This is a genomic window from Botrimarina hoheduenensis (genome assembly GCF_007859815.1).
GTDB lineage: Bacteria > Planctomycetota > Planctomycetia > Pirellulales > Lacipirellulaceae > Botrimarina > Botrimarina hoheduenensis.
Genome location: NZ_SJPH01000004.1, coordinates 1 through 21,299, shown reverse-complemented (window position 1 = coordinate 21,299; position 21,299 = coordinate 1). Strand labels below are relative to the sequence as shown.

Here is a 21,299-nt window from a genome sequence, read left to right as displayed (position 1 = left end):
CATCTCCATGTCCTTCTCTTCGAACTCGGGCCCTTACGCCCGCGTGTACGTTCCTCGACCGACCCTGACGGGGGCGATCGCGACGCTGCTGGCGGCGCTCGTCGCAACCTGCCCCGCTGCCCAAGGCAAAGACCTCGTGCTCATCGAGGCGGAGGCGTTCGACAGCCCGGGCGGTTGGGTTGTGGATCAGCAGTTCATGGACCAGATGGGGTCGCCGTTCGTGCTCGCCCACGGGCTCGGCGTCCCGGTCAACGACGCAACGACCACGGTGTCTCTCCCAAGCCCTGGCGAGTACCGGGTCTGGGTTCGGACCCGCGATTGGGTGGCGCCTTGGAACGTGCCGGGGGCGCCGGGCCGGTTCCGGATCGTTGTCGACGGGTCGCCGCTGCCCAAGACCTTTGGAACCGAGGGCGCCAAGTGGCAATGGCACGACGGGGGCACAGTGAGACTCGGCGATCGGGTGGAGTTCGCCCTCCACGACCTGACCGGTTTCGAAGGCCGCTGCGACGCCATCCTGCTAGCCCGCGATACCAACTTCATCCCGCCTGACGGAGGCGACAAACTCGCGTCGTTACGCAGCGGATTGCTCGGGTGGGACCGCGGTCCGGCCGACGGCGGCGAGTACGACCTGGTCGTGGTCGGCGGCGGCATCGCCGGAACCTGTGCGGCGATCACAGCCGCACGGCTCGGCCAGTCGGTAGCGCTGATCCAAGACCGTCCGGCCCTCGGCGGCAACGGCAGCAGCGAGGTCCGCGTCTGGCCGCACGGCTTTAGCAACTACGAACCCTTCCCGCATGTCGGCGACGTTGTCATTGAACTCCTCGGTCCGCACCAGCCTTCCCAAGGGGTGCCCGACGTGAAGGACCACAGGCACTTCAATGACCGGCACAAGCTGGAGCTCGCCCAAGCCGAGCCCAACCTCACGCTAATGATGGAGCAGCGTGTCAACGCCGCGCGGGCGGAAGGCGGCTCGATCCACTCGGTGATCGCACAACACACCCGCAGCGGACGCCGCACCCTGGTCCGCGGCAAGAGGTTCCTCGACTCAACCGGCGACGGCGTCCTCGGCGCCTTGGTCGCCGCCGACTTCGAACTCGCCGCTGAGGGCCGAATGGGCCAGACGAATCTGTGGAGCTTTGGCGAGACCGAGGAGAACGAGCACGCGTTGAAGTGCCTCTGCGAGGACTTCAACGAACGCATCTCCTTAAGCTTCACGCCGGCCGAGTCGGCCCAACCGTTCCCGCGTTGCCCATGGGCGGCCGACCTCATTGACGTTGATTTCCCGGGCCGGAATCGCAATAAGACGTTCGACCTGAAAGGCGACAACCAGCTCGGCACTTGGTTCTGGGAGTCGGGATTCAACAAAAACCCGATCGCCGACGGGGAGTGGATTCGCGACCTCAACTTCCGCGCTATGTACGGTGCTTGGGACGTCTTGAAGAATGTCGACGGTCGCTACTCGAATCACCGCTTGAAGTGGGCGGCGTACGTCTCCGGCAAGCGTGAGTCGCGCCGGCTGATCGGCGATGTCGTCCTCACCGCCGAGGACTTCCGCAACGCCACCGAGTTCGCGGATGCGGCCTTCCCCTGCACCTGGCACATCGATGTCCACTCTCCCCACCCGGACTACTTCGAGGAGAACGACACGGACGCCTTCTTCTCGACGTTCACTCGTGGCGATAAGTACCAGTACAAACAGCCGTACTGGGCGCCTTACCGCTGCCTCTACAGCCGCAACATCGACAACCTCTTCATGGCGGGACGCGACATTAGCGTTACCCAGGACGGCCTCGGCGCAGTCCGCGTGATGCGGACCTGCGGTATGATGGGCGAGATCGTCGGCATGGCGTCGTCGATCTGCAAAGACAAAGGCTGCACCCCGCGTGAAGTCTACCAACGCTACCTGCCGGAACTCCGGGCGCTGATGCTCGGCGGCCTCCCTTGCGTGACGTCGACAGAGCCAGAAGTGGACGTCGCGTCGTGGGACGAACTACGCGAACGCGAACAGGCCCCCGAATGGTTCCGCGACGCAAAGTACGGGATCTACTTCCACTGGGGCGTCTACTCGGTGCCGGCGTTCGGCAACGAATGGTACCCTCGCGATATGCACAACCCCGAGGGCTACGTCCACAAGCATCACCTCGCGACCTACGGTGACCCGTCCGAGCACGGGTACGACGACTTCGTCGACGAGTTCACTGCAGAGCACTTCGACGCGACAGAATGGATCGATCTTTTCGCCCGCTCGGGGGCGCGGTTCGTCGGTCCGGTCGCCGAGCACCACGACGGATTCGCCTTGTGGGACAGCAACTTGACGCCCTGGAACTCGGTTGACCGGGGGCCGCGGCGTGACCTCCTCGGAGAGATCACCGAAGCGGCCCGTGAACGCGGCATGAAGGTCGTCGCCACGTTCCACCACGCTCGGAACCATCTCCGCGAGGAAAACGGCCAATGGGTGGGGCACTACAGCTTCGCCATGACAAACTACCCTGGCGCCTTCGACGATCCGGAGCGGGCCCTGCTCTACGGCGACATGCCAAGAGACGAGTTCCTCGAGATGTGGTACGGCAAGCTGCGCGAGGTCATCGATCGGTACGAGCCCGACCTCATCTGGTTCGACAGTTGGCTTGACACGATCCCGGACGACTTGCGCCGACGCTTCGTGGATTACTATTACAATTCCGCCGACAAATGGGGGCGTGACGTAGCCGTCACGTTCAAGCAGGAGGACCTGCCGAAAGGGATCGGCGTGTTCGACATCGAGAAAGGCGGCATGGCGGAGATCGCCGACAGCCCTTGGCTGTCGGACGACACCATCAGCCTCGGCAGTTGGTGCTACACCCGGAACCTGCGGATCAAAGAATCCGCCATGGTCGTGCACAACCTCGTCGACATCGTCAGTAAGAACGGCCAACTGCTGTTGAACGTCTCACCAAAGGCGGATGGCTCCATCCCCGAAGACCAGCGCAAGGTGCTTATCGAGCTAGGCGCTTGGCTTGACCAGAACGGCGAGGCGATCTACGAGACCCGTCCTTTCGTGACCCACGGTCACGGTCCAACCACCGCCGGTGCGAACCGCTTCGGAGGGATCCGAACCGACCAGCGCTACACCGCGGCCGATATCCGCTACACCAGCCGAGGCGATGTCATCTACGCCATCCAACTCGGGGTGCCAACGTCCGGCTCGGAAACCCTACTCGAGCCGTTCGGCAAGAGTGGCCCCGCATCCGCAATCGAGGTCGTTGACATCGCGTTGGTTGGGTCCGATGAGAAAATCGCCTGGCGGCGAACGGATGCTGGCGTGGTGATCGTTGGCCCGCAAGCGCCTTCGAACCAGACGGCTCTCGCTTTCCGAATGACGACCAAAGGGGCGCCGACAGAGAAGTAACCCGGAGCCGCACCCGCGTGCGAACGCAAAGCCGAGCATACGGCTAGCGACACACGAGGTGCGGCCCAATGACCGTGACGTTTGAATAGGCGATCCTACAGCGTTTCAAGACGCCTTTCCTCGCTTCTGCGCGACCCATTGTCCGATTGGCCGGACCGTACCCTGATCCTTGAACGCTAGGCGACGATCCGGGAGCGTCCGGCGCCGAACGGCACGGCGTCAAGAACGCTGCGCACCGTATCGCGTTCGGCCCGGTGGGCGGCGGAGATCGACGACAAATCGGTGATTTTCGGGAAGCCGATCAGGGCGGCTTGCGAGTGTCTCAGCAGCAAAAGGTTGGGTTCATGAGGTGCTCGATCTTGGGAGTTAGTTGTGCGGAGCGAATGTGCTGCACACAATCAGCAACGCACACCCGATACCGCTGCTGCCTCGATTCTGCCGGTGGGGGGCGTCGCACCCTGTCCGACGCAATGCTTGCGACGTGCGATTCGCTCACTGACTTGACAGCAGACCCGCCGTCTCCGATCGCCGGGCTGCGGAACCGTTACCTTGCTCGAGTTGGCTCGGCGCGCCCGATTCGCGTTGCACTTTTCATCTTATGACCGATGAGACACCTGATGGTCTACGTGCTGGCGTGTAACCCGACAGCTTGCATCGTGGCATTGGTCGCCCTTCTGTCGATCGGCTCGACGCAGGCCTCGCAGCCGAACATCCTGTGGATTGTCACGGATGACCATCGGGCGGACTCGGTTGAGGCGTATAACCGGGCGACGACCGGAAAGAGCGAGAGCCCGCTCGGCTACGTGTCCTCACCGAACATCGACGCGCTCGCGAGCGAAGGCGTCCTCTTCACGCGGGCGTTCTGCAACTCCCCGGCCTGCGGCCCATCGCGGGCATCGATGATCACCGGCCGGTATCCCTTCCGAAACGGCAAGTACGGTTGGGAGCAGACGCATCAAGAGGCTGACTTCGCCCGGCCCACGGTGCCGCAAGTGATGCGGGACGCTGGATACCACACAGCGATTATTGGCAAGCGTCACCTCGGCGTTACGCCGCGGGGCTCAAGCCGGCGCGGCACGCCAACGCTCTTCGACTTCGAGATCGACTACGAGAGCGATCTGGAGAGAAACGGGATCGGCGACCTCGTCTCTACGGGAGCGTACGGGCTGGTTGACGCGATCCTCTTGCGGAAAGACGCCACCGAGACGGTCCATTACCCGGACGGACGCGTGAAGCGGTACACCCTGAGTAGAGCGGACCGTTTGCTGAATGCGAAAGAGCACAACGCCAAGCGCGCCGTCGAGGAAGAGTTCGACATCCTTCGCGCGTACACCATGGTGAACACCGGTTTGATCCTCGGCGGCGTTAATCCGAAGCCCGCGGGCGAGACGGTTGACGCCTACATCGTGAAGGAGTTCCAGAATCACCTCCAGCACGCGGGCGAACGCTACAAAACGCTGTGGAGCAAAGAGGTCGAAGGCGCGGACACCGACAAACCGCTCTTCGTCAATCTGGGTTTCCACTTGCCGCACACCCCAGTCCTTCCGCCGCAGAGCTTCCGAGAGCGATTCCGAGAGCGGAGTTATCGCTTGCCGGAGTTCGATGCTGACGAGTTGGCGGCGTTGCCAAGCCAACTCGTTGAGGCCTACCTGGAGTCGAAGACCGATCGCATGCGGCCCGCGGAGAAGCTCCAAGCGATCCGGGACTACTACGCTTTCGCGGCGTACGGAGACTCGCTCATCGGTCAGGCGGTCGACGCTTTCAAGCGTTACAGCGAGCGGACCGGCCGGGGTTACTTGATCGTCCTAACGATCGGTGATCATGGTTGGCACCTCGGCGAGCAGGGCGTCATGGCCAAGTTCGGTCCCTGGAGGCAGTCGGTCTCTGGGGCGGCGATCGTCGTGTCGTCGGATGTGCAGCGGTTCCCGCCGGGCAGCGTCCATGACGGCATGGTCGAGTACGTCGACTTCTTCCCGACCGTGGCTGCCGCCGGGGGCGTCGATGTCTCCCTTCCGGACTTCGACTACCTCGACGGCGACGACCTGGCTCAGGTCGTCGAAGGACAGGTTCCGGAGCGTGAGTACATTCTTGGCGAGATGAACCTCGTCTGCGGGCACCGCGCCTACCTGCGGACGGATGACTTTGCTTTCTCGATGCGGACACGCGACCGGCGGACGGTAGGGCAAGCCCCGTTGCTGAACGACGACGTTCGGTGGGCGCTCACTTGCAAACCCCGCGACGCCGATCTGGCCTTATACGACCTCCGCGCCGACCCACTCGAGCGACGGAACGTCGCGTACACGGTGGAGTACCACGACCTCGCCCTCTGGTTCCGCGAGAAGCTCGGGAACATCGTTCTGGGGGATGGACGGATTGAGTGCGATTGGTCGCTGCCGAACAGCTACAGCCTGAGCAACTTCGCCGGCGGAGCCGACGACAAACGGATCTCGATCCCCGACGGCATGATTCCTCCTGCGAGCGCGTACGGCCAGCTTTCCGCGCCTCCCGGCATCGGGGCAAAGTAGCCGGTTTGGGCATTACACAAGAGACTTCGATCGGTGTGCTCGCGGATCGCTTGACAGCTCGGGGGCATCGATCTGGATCCGGTCATCAACAACGCCGGTGTACCGGCGACGCAGTAGGCGGGTGGGAGTCGCCAAATGTGAAGTGGTGCGACGTTCCATCACTTGATGTGATAGCGGGACTACCCTCCGCGTCAATCGTCTCCCACCCTAATGACGGCGACTGCGTCCGGCAGACCTTCGGTGCTCGCCCGGAAGGTGACTTCGCCGGCGCTGCGAGTTGAACGCACGATACCGAGGCAGCGTCCTTGGTGCGTCGGAACGCGGTCGGACTGAAAGCTCTCAATCGTCGTCAGCGAGCCGTTGTCGACGCCTATCAACTGAGCCGGCCCATCGACTCGAAAGCTGACCTCTCGGTCGCTGGTTCGGACCGGGACCCCTTTCTCATCGGTGATCTGAGCGACGACGTGGGCCACGTCTCTGCCGTCTGGTGCGATGCGCCCGCGGTCAATCTCGAGCTTCATTCGTGCTGGAGGCCCCGCGGTACGCAGCGCGTCTCGCGCGGCGCCCGACGCCGACGTCACCACCAACTCGCCGGGCTCGAAGGGTACGGCCCACTTGAAGATCCGGTCTGGGAAGTCAGAAAGGCTCTGGACTCCTAGGGACCGACCGTTGAGCAACAACTCGAGGCGATCGGCATTGGCGTACGCCTCAACGACCACCGTCTCGCCGGCCGCGTAGTTCCAGTGCCGATTGACCGCGTGCCATTCCCAGGTCCTCTGCTGCCATGCTCCAGGCGACTTCTCAGTCACGCGTCCCGCGGCTTCATCGAGCTGATAGTCTGACTCTGACAAGAGGCTTGTCGCCAGGTAAACGCAGGGCTCGCTTGTCCAAAGGGATTTCATCATGTGGTACGACGGCTTGGTGAAACCCGCCGTATCGAGCAATCCGCATCGAAGCCCCTTCTGCGGCCAGCGCCCGTTCGCTTCGCCCAAGTAGTCGACGCCGGTCCAGAGGAAGACCCCGGCCACGCGCGGCCGCTCGAGGACGGCCTTCCACTCGTGCCACTGCCCCAGATTCTCCGTGCCCATGATCGGCTTGTCTGGGAAGTGACGTTGGGCGTAGTCGTAGACAACGCGGCGGTAGCTGTACCCAACAAGGTCAAGAGCGTCGGCGTAACCCGAAACGTGGCTCACGCTTGGTAAGATGCAATTGGCGGTGATCGGCCGCGTGCGATCGAGTTCCCGCGTCCAAGCAGCTAACCGTTTCGCCGTTTCGGCGAGGATGTATTCGGGGGGGTCGGCTGTTTCGATGCGTCGCCGTACTTCTTCCGGCTCGATGCGCGGTGGATCCCAAAAGTAATTCCCGCCAGCGTCGGCGTCGAAGTAGCCCGAGGCCGTCCGGTATCCGGGATAGGTCCATTCGATTTCGTTGCCGATGCTCCATTGGAACACACAGGGATGGTTGCGGTCCCGGAGCACGGTCGCCTTCAAGTCACGCTCGGCCCACTCCTGGAAGTGATCGTGGTGACCGCGGGTGATCGGGTCTACCGACTTCTCCTGCATGTTGAGTCGTTTGTCTTTCGGGTAATCCCACTCGTCGTAGAACTCGTCTTGAACGAGTAAGCCGAGCTCGTCGCACAGGTCAAGGAACTCTGGAGAAGGAGGATTGTGGGCCGACCGCACGGCATTACAGCCGCCCTCTTTGAGTGCGAGCAAGCGGCGGCGCCACACCGCTGCCGGTACGGCGGCGCCGACCGCACCTCCGTCGTGGTGCAGGCAGACGCCTTGGATCCGAAGCGACTCCCCGTTCAGAAAGAACCCCCGGTCCGCGTCGAAGCGAATTGATCGGATGCCGAAGCGCGTCGTTCGGCGATCGAGGGTCTCGCCGGCGACCTCGATCGAAGTCTGTGCCGTGTACAGCTCGGGCGTTCGCGGGCTCCAAAGACGAGGCAGCTGCACAGATATCGTCTGGGAGAAGACATGTTCCGAGTTGGCGTTCAGGGTTCCATCGGTCGATCCAGAGGAGACAACTTCCCCGTTGGGGCCGACCACGCGCGTCACGACACGGAATGACTTTGGAGAGACGTAGGCGTTTCTTACCGTAGTCTCGATAGCGACTGTCGCATCGGACTCCCCAACCTTGGGCGTAGTCACATAGACGCCATCGACGGGCGCGTGCAGGCGATTGCACACCCGCAGCTTGACGTCGCGATAGATGCCAGAACCGGTGTACCAGCGACTATCGGCGTAGCGTGAGTGATCGACCCGTACCGCGACTACGCTCGGCGCTCCCGGACGTAGCAATTCGGAGGTGATCTCGTAGTGAAACGGGGAGTAGCCATACGGGTGGAACCCGAGCTCCTGGCCGTTCAGCCAAACCCTCGAGCGGTTGTACACGCCGTCGAAGCAGAGGTACGCGACCTGATCTTCACCCAAGTCGAGATCGAGGGTCTTGCGGTACCAGCCGACGCCGCCGGGCAGGTAGCCGGTACAACCCTCTAGGCCTTCGCTGAACGAAGACTCGACCGACCAGTCGTGCGGGAGGTCAAGGACTCGCCAAGCGTCGTCGGCAAAGTCGGGCGCGGCGGCATCGAGCTCGCCGAGACGGAACCGCCAATCGCGGTTGAAGTCGATGGATTCTGTTGCGATAGCGGAGCATTGCCAGCAGGCGATGGATGCGATCACTAAAACTAAATAAGTGCTCTGCATGAACCTGGCGGGAGTGGGTATCGGCTTCAGTGTTGTGGATCTAGTTGAGCAGGCTTCTACAGGGAGAGGGTGTGGCTGCAGCGATCCTGGATCATGGCATCGCGGGTCAGGCGTCGGAGGTCGTACGTCGCGCGGTGCTAGCCCTCCCCGCGACTGACTGTGCGATCTGCGTCTGTTTCGTGGCGCAGAGCCGTCACCGCTGGTTTGGAAGAGACCTATCTTCCAGGTCACTTTACTCCCAATCGCCCATGGTATACAATCTCCAAACGGCCAGCGGCCTCGACTGGATCCGCCCCAGAATCGACGCTTCGGTGCGGTGTCCTCGTCAGGGCGGCAAGGCCCATCTAATCAGAGGACCTGTACGTTTTAAATCGATTCGCCGCCATACTCGGGGTTGTAGCAGCGGTCTCTAACTGCCTAGTCGCAGCAATCCTAGTCGTTCTTGCGTCCCAGCATCCTTTGGGTGCTGACTGGAGGCCAATGCTGCGACTCGATCCCTGCGTTCAAACAGATGCTGCATGAGCGGGAGGTTAGCGACGTAGCAGCCCGTTTTGCGTTCCGGGCACCGGGTGTCAGGAGAAGTTGCTGGTTTTGCGATGCGGAGCGAAGATATCGATCACAACTCGGGGATCTGCCGGAGCCGACAAGTCACCGAATGGACAGGGCCACCGATTTTTCTGACCGGCTTCGGTGGAATCCCGTAAATCAACGGGCTGCTATGCCATCACGCGCCTGGTTCGTATTTGGCACGTTCGCGTTGTCAGTACTGTTGTACGTCGATCGGGCGTGCATCTCCGCAGCGAAGGACTCGATCGTCGGCGAGTTGTCGCTCACCGACAAGCAGTGGGCTTGGGTCCTCGGCGCGTTCTCGCTCGGCTATGCGGTGTTCCAGACGCCCGGCGGGTGGTTCGCGGACAAGTACGGCCCCCGGCGCCTCCTCACGGCGATCGTCGTGCTGTGGTCGGTCTTTACCGGGCTGACCGGGGCGGCCTTCAACTACGCGTCGCTGCTCGCGGCGCGGCTGGCCTTCGGCGCCGGCGAGGCGGGGGCCTTCCCCGGGATGGCGCGGGCGGCGTTCTCTTGGATCCCGATGCAGGAGCGCGGTTTGGTGCAAGGGATCAACTTTTCAGGCTCGCGGTTGGGCGCCGCCCTTGCGCTGCCGGGCGTCGCTTGGCTGTTGCAGACACTCGGCTGGCGCGCCAGCTTCGCGGTGCTGATGGTCGTTGGCATCGGCTGGGCGGTGTTCTGGTGGCTCTGGTTTCGAGACGAGCCCGAGCAGAACCGCTCCGTAACGCCCGCAGAGCTCGCCTACATCCAAGCCAGTCGCCAGCAGAGCGGGTCGGTCGGCGTTGCGGACGGCAGGCCGATCACCACCGGCGACCTGATGCGTTCGGGCCGCGTTGGTCTGTTATGCCTGCAGTACTTCGCGTCCAACTTCACCTTCTTCTTCTGCCTGACGCATTGGTTCCCGCACTTGAAGACCAAGTTCGACCTGGGGAGCGTCGAGGCGGGATGGTACGCGTCGGCGCCGCTAGTGGCGGGGGCGATCGGCAATTGGTTCTCGGGGTGGCTGATCGACCGCCTCTACCGCGGCGGCGCGTGGAAGCTCTCACGCCAGGTCCCCGCAGCGGCGGGGTTCGCCCTGGCGACGCTCGGCGTTCTGATGAGCATGCAGCAGACCGAGGTCTTCTCTGCCGTGGCGTGGTTCTGCTTGGCGATCTTCGGCGCCGACATGACGCTCGCCCCCAGCTGGTCGTTCTGTATGGACATCGGCAAGCGGCACTCGGGCGTCGTCTCGGGCACCATGAACATGGCGGGCAATGTTGGCGGCTTCCTCACGACGCTCGCCTACGCCTACCTGAAGGACTGGTCGGGCGCTACCAGCACGTTCTTCTACGTCGCGGCGGGGTTGAATCTCGTCGCGGTCGTATGCTGGTTGCAGCTCGATCCGCGAAGCCCGTTGCTTGATGAACCGGCGGAGGTCTCACAATGACGCCGCTGCGAGGGCTGACGATCGGTGCCGGCTATTTTGCCCGCTTCCACTTCGACGCATGGCGCAGGATGGACGACGTGCGGATCGAAGCGGTCTGCGATCGCGACGAGTCACGCGCCCGCCGCGCCGCCGAGGCGGTCGGCGCGGCGAGCTGGTTCACCGACGCCGCCGAGGCGCTGGACGCCGTCCGTCCCGACTTTGTCGATCTCATCACGCCTCCACCCGGCAAGCTCGAGCTCGTCGAGAGGTGCGCGGCTTGGGGCGTCGCCATCCTCTGCCAGAAGCCGCTCGCCGACGACCGAGCCGGCGCCGAGCGGGTCGTCGCCGCCGCACACGGCGTCCCCTTCATGGTGCACGAGAACTTCCGCTTCCAGCCTTGGCGGCGTGAGACCAAGCGCCTCATCGACACAGGCACCGTCGGCGATGTGCACACCCTCATGGTCCACACTCGGATGGGCGATGGGTGGGGGGAAGACGCTTATGTCGCTCGGCAGCCGTACTTTCGGACAATGCCGCGGCTGTTGGTTCACGAGACGGGTGTCCATTTCCTAGATACGTTCCGCTATCTCGCCGGCGAGATCGAAAGCGTCTCGGCCATCCTCAGGAGGTTGAATCCAGCAATCGCCGGCGAAGACGCCGCGCTGGTGACGGTGAGATTCGCTTCCGGTGCGGTCGCGGTTTGGGACGCCAACCGCTACAACGAGACGACCGACGAAAACCCCCGCCTGACGTTCGGCGACACGCTCGTCGAAGGGACTGGGGGGACGATTCGCCTGGACGGCGCTGGGCGGCTGTTTGTCAAACGGCTCGGTGAGCCAGAAGTCGAACACGCCTACGAATGGCGTGACGAGGGCTTTGCCGGAGACTGTGTCTACGCGACACAGCGGCACTTCGTCGAACGGCTTCGCGCGGGTGAGCGGTTCGAGACCTCCGGCGAAGACTACCTGCGGTCGCTGGCGGCGGTCGAAGCGGCGTACGAGTCTGACCGAACTGGCCGCTCGGTGAGACCAGAGGAGCCGCGGCGGATTGTCGATTTATCGCGGGGAATCGACGCCGACCTACCGGGCGCGAAAGTCGATCCCGCGAAGCGCCTTGCAGTCGATGGTTGGAATGCGACAACGCTCACGCTCTACTCCCACTGCGGCACGCATATCGATGCGCCGTGCCACTTCTTCCCTGGCGCGGCGACGCTCGATCAGCAAGACCTGTCGGTATGCTGCGGCCCCGCGCGGATCATCGACCTGACGCCAGTTGAGCCGGCTGAGCTGATCTCGGTCGAGCGGTTCGCGGCGGCCGCCGGCGAGGTGGTCGCGGGGGAGCGCTTGCTGCTGCAGACCGATTGGCACCGCCGCCACGGCGAGGACGCCTACCGAAACGCGTTGCCGCGTCTCTCGTTGGAACTAGCCGAGTGGCTCGTCGCAAAGCGGGTCGCCCTGGTGGGCGTCGAGCCCCCTTCGGTTGCCGATGTCAATAACCTACGCGAGGTGACGGCCGTCCACCAGACGCTGTTTCGCGGCGGTGTCGTCATCGTCGAGGGGTTATGCCATCTCGATCAGCTCCGATGCGAGCGGGTCGAATTCATCGCCCTGCCTCTCAAAGTGATCGGCGGCGACGGTTCACCGGTGCGGGCAATCGCCGTTGAACCCTAAGTTTTGCTCCCCTCATCGGATAACCGTTATGCGTTACTGGCTTGCGTGCCTTGCCCTCTTGTTCGTCGCTGGCCGCGTCTCGGCGGTCGATATCTTCGTGGAAGCAGAGTGTTTCACCGCGCAGTCGAACAGCGATCACCGTCAGTGGTGTGTCATCAGCGCCGACTCGACCGCATCGGAAGGGAATGACGGCGATCCGCCGCACCTCGACGGCGCTAGCGGCAAAGCCTACGTTGAGTTGTTGCCCGACACGCGACGGACGCACGCCGACAAACTCACGAAGGGAGTCAACTTCTCTGACGAGCCGGGCGTCGTCGCCGTCATCGATTACGAGGTCGATTTCCCCGAAGCGGGCCGCTACTACGTCTGGGGCCGCGCCTACTCGACTGGCAGCGAAGACAATGGCATCCACGTCGGCCTCAACGGCGAGTGGCCCGCCACAGGCCAGCGGATGCAGTGGTGCGAAGGAAAGAATCGTTGGTGGTGGGAAAGCAAGCAGCGCACTCCCAAGGAGCACTGCGGTGTCCCCCACGCCATCTACCTCGACATTCCGTCGTCGGGCAGGCACACGGTGTCGTTCTCGATGCGGGAGGATGGTTTCGAGTTCGACCAGTTCCTCCTAACGACCGACCGCGATCGCCCTCGACCCGCAGGAGAGGCCGAGTGAGCCGCCTGCTCGGCTGCATCGCCGACGACTACACGGGTGCCACCGACCTGGGGGCGATGCTGTCGCGCGCTGGCATGCGTGTCCTGCTGCACTTCGGGCTGCCAGAGAACCCACTCAACGCGGCTGGCTACGACGCGGCGATCATTGCGCTAAAGTCCCGCTCGATCCCCGCCCGCGACGCGGTCGAGCAGTCGCTCGCGGCGCTCGCGGTACTGCGGTCGGTCGGTTTCGCGAGGTTCTTCTTCAAGTACTGCTCGACATTCGACTCGACCGACAAGGGGAACATCGGACCGGTCGCCGGGGCGCTCGCCGACACGCTCGACGCCAGTCGGGTCTTTTTCTGTCCGTCGTTCCCGGAGAATGGCCGGACGGTTTACTGCGGGCATCTGTTCGTCAACGGCAAGCCGCTCCACGAGTCGGGCATGGAGCGGCACCCGCTCAACCCGATGACCGACGCCGACCTCGTGCGGGTGCTCGGTCGACAGACGAAGCAGACCGTCGGCCTGCTGCCGTACTCGGCGGTCGAAGTGGGATTCGGCCCGGCGGAAACCGCTGCCGACGAGTTGGTTGCCCAAGGGGTCCAGTTTGTCATTGCCGACGCACTGAAAGACCTTCACCTCGGAACGCTCGCGTTTGTCGCCGAGCGCGATGTCTTGATGACGGGCGGATCGGCCTTCGCCGGCGCGATTGCACAAGCGTGCCATATGCGACGAGAACTTGCCTTCCGCTTGCCCGATGCTGTCGGTATGGAGGGCTACGCCGCGTTTCTCTCAGGCAGTTGCTCGGCGGCGACGCAGCGACAGGTGGCCGCCTTCAGAAAGGCGGCGTTCTCGCGCGCCGTCGATCCTCTGCGGCTGGCGGCGGGCGACGACTCGGTCCGGAAGATCGTCGATTCGGCCGCCGAACGGCTCGCCGACGGGCCGGTCATGGTTTACTCCACTGCCGACCTGGCGGCCGTGGGTGCCGCGCAGCGCGAGCTAGGCGTCGAAGCGGCCTCGGCGATGCTCGAAGACACGCTTGCCCGCGTCGCCGCGGGCCTCGTTGAGAAGGGCGTGCGGCGGCTTGTGCTGGCGGGGGGCGAAACGTCCGGCGCCGTCATACGCGAGCTCGGCGTCGAGGCCGTGCGGATCGGCCCCGAGATCGCGCCCGGCGTCCCCTGGGTCGAGACGCTCGACGAACCCCGCTTGGCGCTGGCGCTCAAGTCGGGCAACTTCGGCGCGGACGACTTCTTCTTCCGCGCGCTGGGGACCGCTCAATGACCGAAGACCAGGCCCGCGAGCGGATCGTGCTGCACGGACGCTCGCTGTTTGAGCGCGGCTTCGGCGTCGGTTCGTCGGGCAACCTCAGCGTGCGGCTGGGCGACCGCTATTTGATGACGCCGACCAACGCCTGCTTGGGGCGACTCGACCCCAAGCGGCTTTCTTTGCTCGACGCACAAGGCGAGTTGCTCGATGGCGACCAGCCGACGAAAGAGGCCTTCTTGCACCTGGCGATGTACGGCCGGCGGCCATCCGACCGGGCTCTAGTCCATCTGCATTCGACCTACTCAGTTGCGGTGTCCTGCCTCGCCGATGTCAACGAGGCCGATGTCCTCCCGCCGCTGACCGCCTACTATGTCATGCGAGTAGGTCGTTTGCCGCTCGTGCCGTTCTATCCGCCGGGGGACAAGTCGCTCGCCGCGGCGGTCGAGCGGCTTGCCGACCGCCACCATGCGGTGCTGATCTCCAACCACGGCCCGGTGGTGGCGGGCGCCGACCTCGACCGGGCGGTCTACGCGATCGAGGAGCTCGAAGAGACCGCCAAACTCTATTTGCTACTGCGTGGTAGCGCGACCCGGCCGCTCACCGACGCCCAGGTCGCCGACCTCCGCGAGCGCTTCCCGAGCTGAGAAACCTTGGTATGTACGTCGTGTTGGTGAAATTCCGGGCCCGGACAGAGTTCGCGGAGCGTTTTCGCGCGCTGGTGTACGAGCAAGCCGCCAATTCGCTCGGCCGCGAAGCGGCCTGCAGGCGGTTCGACGTGGCGTTCGACCCCAACAATGGCGCCGCCTACCTGCTCTACGAGGTCTACGACGACCGGGCGGCTTTCGACGCGCACCTGCAGACCGAGCACTTCAAGGTGTTCGACGCCGCTGTCCGCGACGGGATCGAGTCGAAGGAAGTCTCGTGCTGGGAACTGGCCGACGGCAACCCTCGCTAAAGGCGCCTAGATGAACACCTACAAGATCGTCCTGCTCCCCGGCGACGGCATCGGACCGGAGATCACCGACGCGGCGCTCGCGCCGATCGAGAAGGCGGTCGCGGCGGCCGGCGGGCTGGGCCTCGAGTTCGCGCGGCACGACGCCGGCGCCGAGCGCCACCGCCGCTGCGGCGTCGCCTTGCCGGACGAGACGCTCGCCGATTGCCTGGCGGCCGACGCGGTGTGGCTGGCCGCGATCGGTATGCCCGATGTCCGCAAGGCGGACGGTACCGAGGTGCAGCCCGAGATGATGATGGGGCTCCGCCGCGCGATGGGCCTGCACTCCGCGGCCCGACCGGCAAAGCTTTACCCTGGCGTCCCCACGCCGTTGGCGAATCCCGGCGCTGGGATCGATCTGGTGATCGTCCGCGAAAACCTCGAAGGCCTGTTCGCGTCGTACGGCGGGGGCGCGGTCGTCGGTGACGAAGTGGCGACCGACACGATCGTGGTCACCCGGACGGGGACCTCCAAGGTGGTCGATTTCGCTTGCCGACTGTCCCGGCGTCGCGGCGGGAGGCCGACCGACGCTCGACGCCGCGTCACTTGCGTCGACAAGGCGAACGTCTTCCGCAGCTTCGCCTTCTTCCGGAAGGTCTTCTTCGATGTCGCGAAGGGCTACCCCGACCTGATGGCGGACGCGGCCTACGTCGACGCGATGTGCCTGTACCTGGTGTCGCGGCCCGACGCGTACGACGTGCTGGTCATGGAGAACCAGTTCGGCGACATCCTGTCGGACCTCGCCGCGGGGCTCGTCGGCGGCCTCGGCATGGGACCCTCGGGCGAAATCGGCGCGGGCCGCGCGCTGTTCCAGCCCGCCCACGGCTCGGCGCCCGACATCGCGGGGCAAGGGATCGCGAACCCGGCCGCCATGATCCTCTCGGGGGCGATGATGCTCGAGTGGCTCGCCGCCGAACGGGGCGACCCCAGCGCTTCGCGCGCGGCGGTCCTCCTCGACGACGCTGTCGCGCGTGCGGTAGCCGACCCACGGAATCACCCGCGCGACCTCGGCGGCGCCGCCTCGACGGCTCGGTTCGCCGAAGCAGTCGCTGACCAGATCGACGGTTGACTCCTCTTTTAGGACTATCGGCCTTGTCGCCTCCGGCTCAACAAGGTTGACACTCGATATTACCGCTTGATGGACGTTCGCGCCCTCAATCAGTCGGAGGGCGCCCAACGGGCCCGCCGGGCGCTGCACTTTTCGACTGCCGATCACAAGTCGGCTATCCGAGGACTCACGCGGCTGGGGATCCTGGTCGAGGCGGCCTGCAAGTTCTTGCGAGAGCTGCGTCGTAAGTATCCGACCCTCTACGTCCAGGTCGAAGCCGAGGTCGTCCGCAAGTACGTCGAGCGTCAGGGCGAGGGCTGCTTCGCCGACACGCGTCCGAACGAATCGAAGCGTCGCTTGCCGGAGGCGGCGCAGGACGTTTACGCGTTGGTCCAGCAGTTCCGCTTCACCGACGCGGCCGAACTGGAGAGCTTCGCCTTGCTGGAGCGTATCTTCCACGAGCAGTGTGAGGTAACCGACGACGCCTTGGCGCCAGTCGTTGTTCGACCGCCTTGCAAGTCGGGTTGCGACGGCGTCATCAACCCGGCCGACTCCGACGCCCGCTACAACAAGCACCGCGGCACGGGCTACCAGGTCCAGTTGATGGAGACCTTCGCCGAGGACGACCGCCCCGACGACGGCGAAGATCAAGACGAGCCGGCGCCACGCAAGCCCGACCTGATCACGCACGTCGCGGTGAATCCTCTCAACCGGCACGACCAAGACGCGCTCGAACCGGCGATCGACGGCACCGAGCAGCGTGGCGTGAAGCCGGCCGAACTGCTCGCCGACTCGCACTACGGCTCCAACGCGTGCCTGGAGAAGGGGCGAGAACGCGATGTCGAGGTCGTCTCCCCGTCAGCGCCCGCTAAAGGGAAGAAGCAAGGCAAGCTCACGCTGGAGGATTTCGAGCTGGACGACGAGGGACGCGTGCTGCGCTGTCCCGCCGGGCAGGCGCCGGTCGAGACGAGCCTCGCCGAAGTGCGGCTGCAAGTGCTGTTCGACCCGGCGGGGTGCGACGCGTGCTCACGCAAGGAAGACTGCCCGGCGTCGGCGGTAGGGCGCCGCGAACGCCGCTGGCAGTATACGCACGACCGGGTTCGCCAACGAGCACGCAGGCTGCGAGACGCGACCGACGAGTTCCTCGACCGCTATCGTTGGCGAGCCGGCGTCGAGGCGACCATGTCCCGCTTCAAGCACCAGATGGGCATGGCCCGATTGCGGGTCCGGGGCATGGCCGCGGTGTGTCCAAACGGCGAACCCCAGGTAGCCGTAGGTAGCGTCGCGAGGGGGGCTATTTCTCGGGAAAAGGCTCTGCCGCGTCTTCGGCCTTCCACGCGTCGGGGAGGAACTGGCCGAGATCTTCTCGCGGCGTCTGGCCGATTTTTACCAGCACGCTGGTGAGGTAGCGCTGCGGGTCGACCTGGTGGCGTTCGCAGCTGGCGATTAGCGACCAGAGCCTCGCGTGGCTCTGGGCGGCCGCGTCGTTCCCGGCGAAGAGCCAGATGGTATGACCTTCTCCGAGAGGCGAGGCTGGTAGGGTCGCCTGAAGGGGCGACGTTCCTCAGGTACTTTCAGGAGAATCGCCATGGAAGCGGTCAATGCGTATGTCGGTTTGGACGTCCACAAGGAGTCGATCGCGGTCGCCGTGGCCGACTCGGGCCGGGACGGCGAGGTGCGGTTCTGGGGCACGGTTCCCAACACGGCGCACCATGTCGAGAAGATCGCCACCAAGCTCGCCGAGCGGCACGGTCGGATCGCCTTTACCTATGAGGCGGGGCCGTGCGGTTACGAGATTCACCGCTTGCTGCAGGCACGGGGCTTCGCCTGCGACGTGATCGCGCCGTCCCATATCCCGCGGAAGCCGGGCGATCGGGTGAAGAACGACCACCGCGACGCGGTCACCCTGGCGCGGCTAGCCCGAGCCGGCGAACTGACGGCCATTTGGGTCCCCGACCCGGTCCACGAAGCGGTCCGCGACCTGGTGCGTGCTCGGCACGCCGCGAGCAAGGACTTGAAGCAAGCCCGCCAGCGCATCCAGTCCTTCTTGCTCAAACACGCGGCCAGCGATTACTCCGCGAAGCCTTGGACGGGCCGGCATCGGCTCTGGCTCGCAGGGCGGCGTTTTCCCCACGAGGCCCAGCAGATCGCCTTCCAGAGTTACGTCAACGCGATGGAGCAGGTCTTGTCGCGTCGCACGGACTTGGAAGCCGAGATTCGCCATCTCGTCCCCCAATGGTCGCTCGGCGCCTTGGTCGAAGCCCTGCAAGCCCTGCGGGGCGTGGCATTGGTGATCGCGGTCACGCTCGTCGCCGAGGTCGGCGACATGCGTCGTTTCGCCCATCCGAAGCAACTCATGGCGTTTCTCGGCCTCACCCCCGGCGAGTATTCCAGCGGCGGCAGCGTGAGGCCACGGGGGATCACCAAGGCCGGGAACTGCTCGGTGCGAACGCTCCTCTACGAGGCCGCTTGGAGTTATCGATTGACGCCGAAGGTTGGTTCGCACATGCAGCAGACGATGCCGCGCGACATCCCCCAGGAGGCGAGGGAGATTGCGTGGAAGGCGCAGCTCCGACTCTGCAAGCGATACCGTCAGCTCCAGGCGAAAGGAAAGAAGTCGCAGGTGGCGATCACGGCGGTCGCCCGGGAACTGCTTGGCTTCATCTGGTCGATCGGCCAGTGCGTTTCGCCTCGCAGCGAACCGGCGACGATCGCTTAAATCGGTCGTGCGGTTGGCGGAGAGCGTGCGTCGCCGGCGCGGTAAAGGGAACCCTCGTCAAGAATTCTGTGTTCCGACCACAGCAGCCAGATCGAGGCCAGCCCGCGCGACGCACCTTCATCCTGGGGTAGCCAATCCCCGCATAAGAGTTGGATCGACCGTCGATGCAAGGCCGGCGACGCCGCTCTCCGCCAACAACGACTGCCCGATTGAAAAATGCCGAATGGCAACTGCGGGAGAATTGCGCCTCGAGGGTTGACAGAAGGTCATATTGACCCTGGCGCGGCGAATGAACCCTCGATGCCGCTAGCACCGTAGCAAGGTGCATGAGACCTCAAGGCAGTGCGGCGGAGCTGGAAGCTCGACGCCGTCGCGCTGCGGCGTGCTTCCAGGCAGGGGAGTCCGTCCGCACGGTGGCCGAACGTTTCGGTGTCGATCGCAGCAGCGCGAAACGCTGGCGGCGGGCTTGGCGTGAAGGGGGCGAAGAGGGTCTCGCCGCCAAGCCGCACCCCGGCGGCAAACGCAAGCTCACCGATCCACAGCGTGACGAGTTGGTTGACTTGATCGTCGCCGGTCCCCGCGAGGCGGGCTTCCCGACCGACCTGTGGACCTGCGCGCGGGTGGCTGAGTTGATCGAGAATCGGTTCGGCGTCGAGTACAACGCCGGGCATCTCGCGCGGATGCTTCGGCAGCTGGGGTTCACGCCGCAGAAGCCGCGCACGGTCGCCCGCGAGCAGGACCCCGATGCGGTCGAGCACTGGCGTCGGGTCGAGTGGGTGCGGATCAAAAAAAAGCCCGCCGACGGGGCGCCAGCATCGTCTTCCTCGACGAAAAGGGCTTCATGCTCCAGCCGGTGAACCGGCGGACCTGGGCCCCCTCGGGCTGCACGCCGGTCCAACGCTCTTGGGATCGACACGACCGGCTCAGCGTGATCGGGGCGGTGATCCTCTCGCCGACCAGAACCCGCGTCGGCTGCTGCTTCGACGTGCAGCGGAAGAACGTGAAGACCGACGACGCGATCGGCTTCTTGCGTCGGCTGCGGAAGAAGGTCCGTCGCCCACTGATCGTGGTGTGGGACCGCTGGAGCGTGCATCGGTCGGCCGAGAAGCGGATCCTCGAGAAGGGCTGGAAGGGGATCGAGTTCGAGCAGCTGCCCGCGTACTGCCCCGAGCTCAACCCGGTCGAGGCGATGTGGAGCCACGCCAAGTACGCCGACCTGGCCAACTTCGTCCCCGACAATGTCGAGGAACTCAACACCGCCGTCCACGCCTCGCTCGACGATCAAGCCCACGACCACCGAATCAAACTCTCCTTCTTCAAGACCGCCCAACTCAGGCTATAAAGGGGCTCGTTGGCGGCGCAAGGGTCAATAAGAATTCTTGCGGCCGAGGGCGACCCGCTTGAGCGCCCGCTCGCTGGCGTTGTTGTCGATGTTGAGGTAGCCGCGGGTGACCTGCTCGATCGCCCCCTCGCGTTCACGTCGCTCATCGAGGATCAGCCGCTTGAGTACTTCAACATCGCTCGGCAGTTCCTCGACCGTGGCCACGCCGGTGATCCTACCGGGCGCCGAATCATCGCGCTACCGCAATCACGCCACTCGCCGTGAAACCTCCAACCCCGAGAGCAGCTTCAGCAGCTCTTCGCACGTCAGCTCGACCGACGGAGTGTTCCCCTTCGGCCACGCGAACGCTCCTTCTTCCAGCCGCTTGTAGTAGATCGCCAGCCCGTCGCGGTCCCACCACAGCACCTTCACCAGGTGGCCCCCCTTGTTGCGGAACACGAACAGGCTCCCCGACAGCGGGTCGTGGCCCAGGAAGCTGCGGACCACTTCGGCGAGGCCGTCGAACGACTTCCGCATGTCGACCGGCGTGGTCGCCACCCCCACCCGCGTCTGGGCCCCCACCTGCGTCTGGGCCATGTCGGTCGCGATCATCGGGCGTCCCCCGAGGCGATCGCGGTCAGCAACTCGGCCAGCCACGCCGCCCGGGTCGAGGCGGGCAGCCTCAGCACGCGGCCGCCGCGCAGCTCGAGGGCCAGCGACGCCGCCGGCTCGCGGTGGATCGGAACGTCGCTTACCACCACCGGCACGAACGGCGGCGGACCGCCGGCCCGTCGGCCGAGCGCCCGCCGCCAGCCGTAGAACGACGCCTCGCTCACCCCCTCACGCCGGCAGAACGCCCGCACCGAAAGACCGCTGGCCGCTTGCCGGCTCACCAGCTCACGCCAAACCCGCTCCTTCGCCCCGTCCTGGCCTTCCCCCGATCTATGTACCACCTGCGATGAGAGAATCGGGATTGTTGAACTCTACTCCGCTGGCCCTCCGTAGCGGAGGGGCCTGCTGAGGCGTAGCCGAAGCAGGCCCTGGAG

Annotated in this window: 17 protein-coding genes and 1 pseudogene; 13 read left to right on the top strand and 5 right to left on the bottom strand. The window is 64.9% G+C overall.

Annotated features, from left to right (window positions below; genetic code table 11):
- Positions 1 to 7 precede the first annotated feature (7 nt).
- Both Pla111_RS17615 and Pla111_RS10105 read left to right on the top strand, forming a co-directional pair.
- Positions 8 to 3,388: an alpha-L-fucosidase gene (locus tag Pla111_RS17615; protein WP_146573968.1), complete on the top strand. Its 3,381-nt coding sequence runs from the start codon at positions 8 to 10 to the stop codon at positions 3,386 to 3,388.
- Positions 3,389 to 3,993: 605 nt separating this feature from the next.
- Complete coding sequence (locus Pla111_RS10105; protein WP_146573966.1) at positions 3,994 to 5,913, top strand: sulfatase-like hydrolase/transferase; 1,920 nt, start codon at positions 3,994 to 3,996, stop codon at positions 5,911 to 5,913.
- A 191-nt stretch (positions 5,914 to 6,104) separates the two neighbouring features.
- On the opposite strand, the gene Pla111_RS10100 is transcribed toward Pla111_RS10105, so the two are convergent.
- Positions 6,105 to 8,621 (bottom strand): glycoside hydrolase family 2 TIM barrel-domain containing protein, encoded by a 2,517-nt coding sequence (locus Pla111_RS10100; protein ID WP_146573964.1) that lies wholly within the window; start codon positions 8,619 to 8,621, stop codon positions 6,105 to 6,107.
- Positions 8,622 to 9,339: 718 nt separating this feature from the next.
- Here Pla111_RS10100 and Pla111_RS10095 point away from each other — a divergent pair.
- From Pla111_RS10095 to Pla111_RS10055, 8 genes are all read left to right on the top strand, one after another.
- A complete protein-coding gene (locus Pla111_RS10095) occupies positions 9,340 to 10,614 on the top strand; it encodes an MFS transporter (protein ID WP_197524932.1) in 1,275 nt (424 codons plus the stop codon).
- Positions 10,611 to 12,263, top strand: a complete 1,653-nt coding sequence (locus Pla111_RS17465; protein ID WP_231930942.1) for a cyclase family protein — start codon at positions 10,611 to 10,613, stop codon at positions 12,261 to 12,263. The genes Pla111_RS10095 and Pla111_RS17465 overlap by 4 nt, the downstream gene beginning before the upstream one ends.
- Positions 12,264 to 12,291: 28 nt before the next feature.
- Positions 12,292 to 12,930, top strand: a complete 639-nt coding sequence (locus tag Pla111_RS10080) for a hypothetical protein (protein WP_231930934.1) — start codon at positions 12,292 to 12,294, stop codon at positions 12,928 to 12,930.
- Positions 12,927 to 14,189, top strand: coding sequence for a 3-oxo-tetronate kinase (gene otnK / locus Pla111_RS10075; RefSeq protein WP_146573960.1), 1,263 nt, complete (start codon positions 12,927 to 12,929; stop codon positions 14,187 to 14,189). Before Pla111_RS10080 ends, otnK begins: the two co-directional genes overlap by 4 nt.
- Positions 14,186 to 14,818, top strand: a complete 633-nt coding sequence (gene otnC, locus Pla111_RS10070; protein ID WP_146573957.1) for a 3-oxo-tetronate 4-phosphate decarboxylase — start codon at positions 14,186 to 14,188, stop codon at positions 14,816 to 14,818. Before otnK ends, otnC begins: the two co-directional genes overlap by 4 nt.
- An 11-nt stretch (positions 14,819 to 14,829) precedes the next feature.
- Entirely contained in the window at positions 14,830 to 15,129 is a 300-nt protein-coding gene (locus Pla111_RS10065) for a putative quinol monooxygenase (protein ID WP_146573955.1), read from the top strand.
- 10 nt (positions 15,130 to 15,139) lie between these two features.
- Complete coding sequence (locus tag Pla111_RS10060) at positions 15,140 to 16,234, top strand: isocitrate/isopropylmalate dehydrogenase family protein (protein ID WP_146573953.1); 1,095 nt, start codon at positions 15,140 to 15,142, stop codon at positions 16,232 to 16,234.
- A 69-nt stretch (positions 16,235 to 16,303) separates the two neighbouring features.
- On the top strand, positions 16,304 to 17,617 hold the full coding sequence (locus Pla111_RS10055; RefSeq protein WP_146573952.1) for a transposase: 1,314 nt from the start codon (positions 16,304 to 16,306) through the stop codon (positions 17,615 to 17,617).
- Here Pla111_RS10055 and Pla111_RS17675 read toward each other — a convergent pair.
- Positions 17,607 to 17,660 (bottom strand): annotated as a pseudogene (locus Pla111_RS17675) (hypothetical protein); the annotation flags it as partial. The gene Pla111_RS10055 and the pseudogene Pla111_RS17675 overlap by 11 nt on opposite strands.
- 141 nt (positions 17,661 to 17,801) lie before the next feature.
- Between Pla111_RS17675 and Pla111_RS10045 the strand changes: the two are divergent.
- The 3 genes from Pla111_RS10045 (at position 17,802) to Pla111_RS10035 (ending at position 20,274) form a co-directional block, all read left to right on the top strand.
- The gene (locus Pla111_RS10045) at positions 17,802 to 18,932 is read left to right on the top strand and encodes an IS110 family transposase (protein ID WP_197524931.1); all 1,131 of its coding nucleotides are present in this window, start codon (positions 17,802 to 17,804) and stop codon (positions 18,930 to 18,932) included.
- Positions 18,933 to 19,258: 326 nt separating this feature from the next.
- Positions 19,259 to 19,789 (top strand): IS630 family transposase, encoded by a 531-nt coding sequence (locus Pla111_RS10040; RefSeq protein WP_146573948.1) that lies wholly within the window; start codon positions 19,259 to 19,261, stop codon positions 19,787 to 19,789.
- Positions 19,774 to 20,274: a transposase gene (locus Pla111_RS10035; RefSeq protein ID WP_231930932.1), complete on the top strand. Its 501-nt coding sequence runs from the start codon at positions 19,774 to 19,776 to the stop codon at positions 20,272 to 20,274. Before Pla111_RS10040 ends, Pla111_RS10035 begins: the two co-directional genes overlap by 16 nt.
- A gap of 24 nt (positions 20,275 to 20,298) precedes the next feature.
- On the opposite strand, the gene Pla111_RS10030 is transcribed toward Pla111_RS10035, so the two are convergent.
- Genes Pla111_RS10030 through tnpA form a run of 3 tightly spaced genes read right to left on the bottom strand, consistent with a single transcriptional unit; the run spans position 20,299 to position 21,206 of the window.
- Entirely contained in the window at positions 20,299 to 20,478 is a 180-nt protein-coding gene (locus Pla111_RS10030) for an IS66 family transposase (protein ID WP_197524929.1), read from the bottom strand.
- Between the two features lie 42 nt (positions 20,479 to 20,520).
- Positions 20,521 to 20,865 (bottom strand): IS66 family insertion sequence element accessory protein TnpB, encoded by a 345-nt coding sequence (gene tnpB, locus Pla111_RS10025; protein WP_197524928.1) that lies wholly within the window; start codon positions 20,863 to 20,865, stop codon positions 20,521 to 20,523.
- Positions 20,862 to 21,206, bottom strand: coding sequence for an IS66 family insertion sequence element accessory protein TnpA (gene tnpA, locus Pla111_RS10020; RefSeq protein WP_197524927.1), 345 nt, complete (start codon positions 21,204 to 21,206; stop codon positions 20,862 to 20,864). The genes tnpB and tnpA overlap by 4 nt, the downstream gene beginning before the upstream one ends.
- Between the last annotated feature and the right edge of the window lie 93 nt (positions 21,207 to 21,299).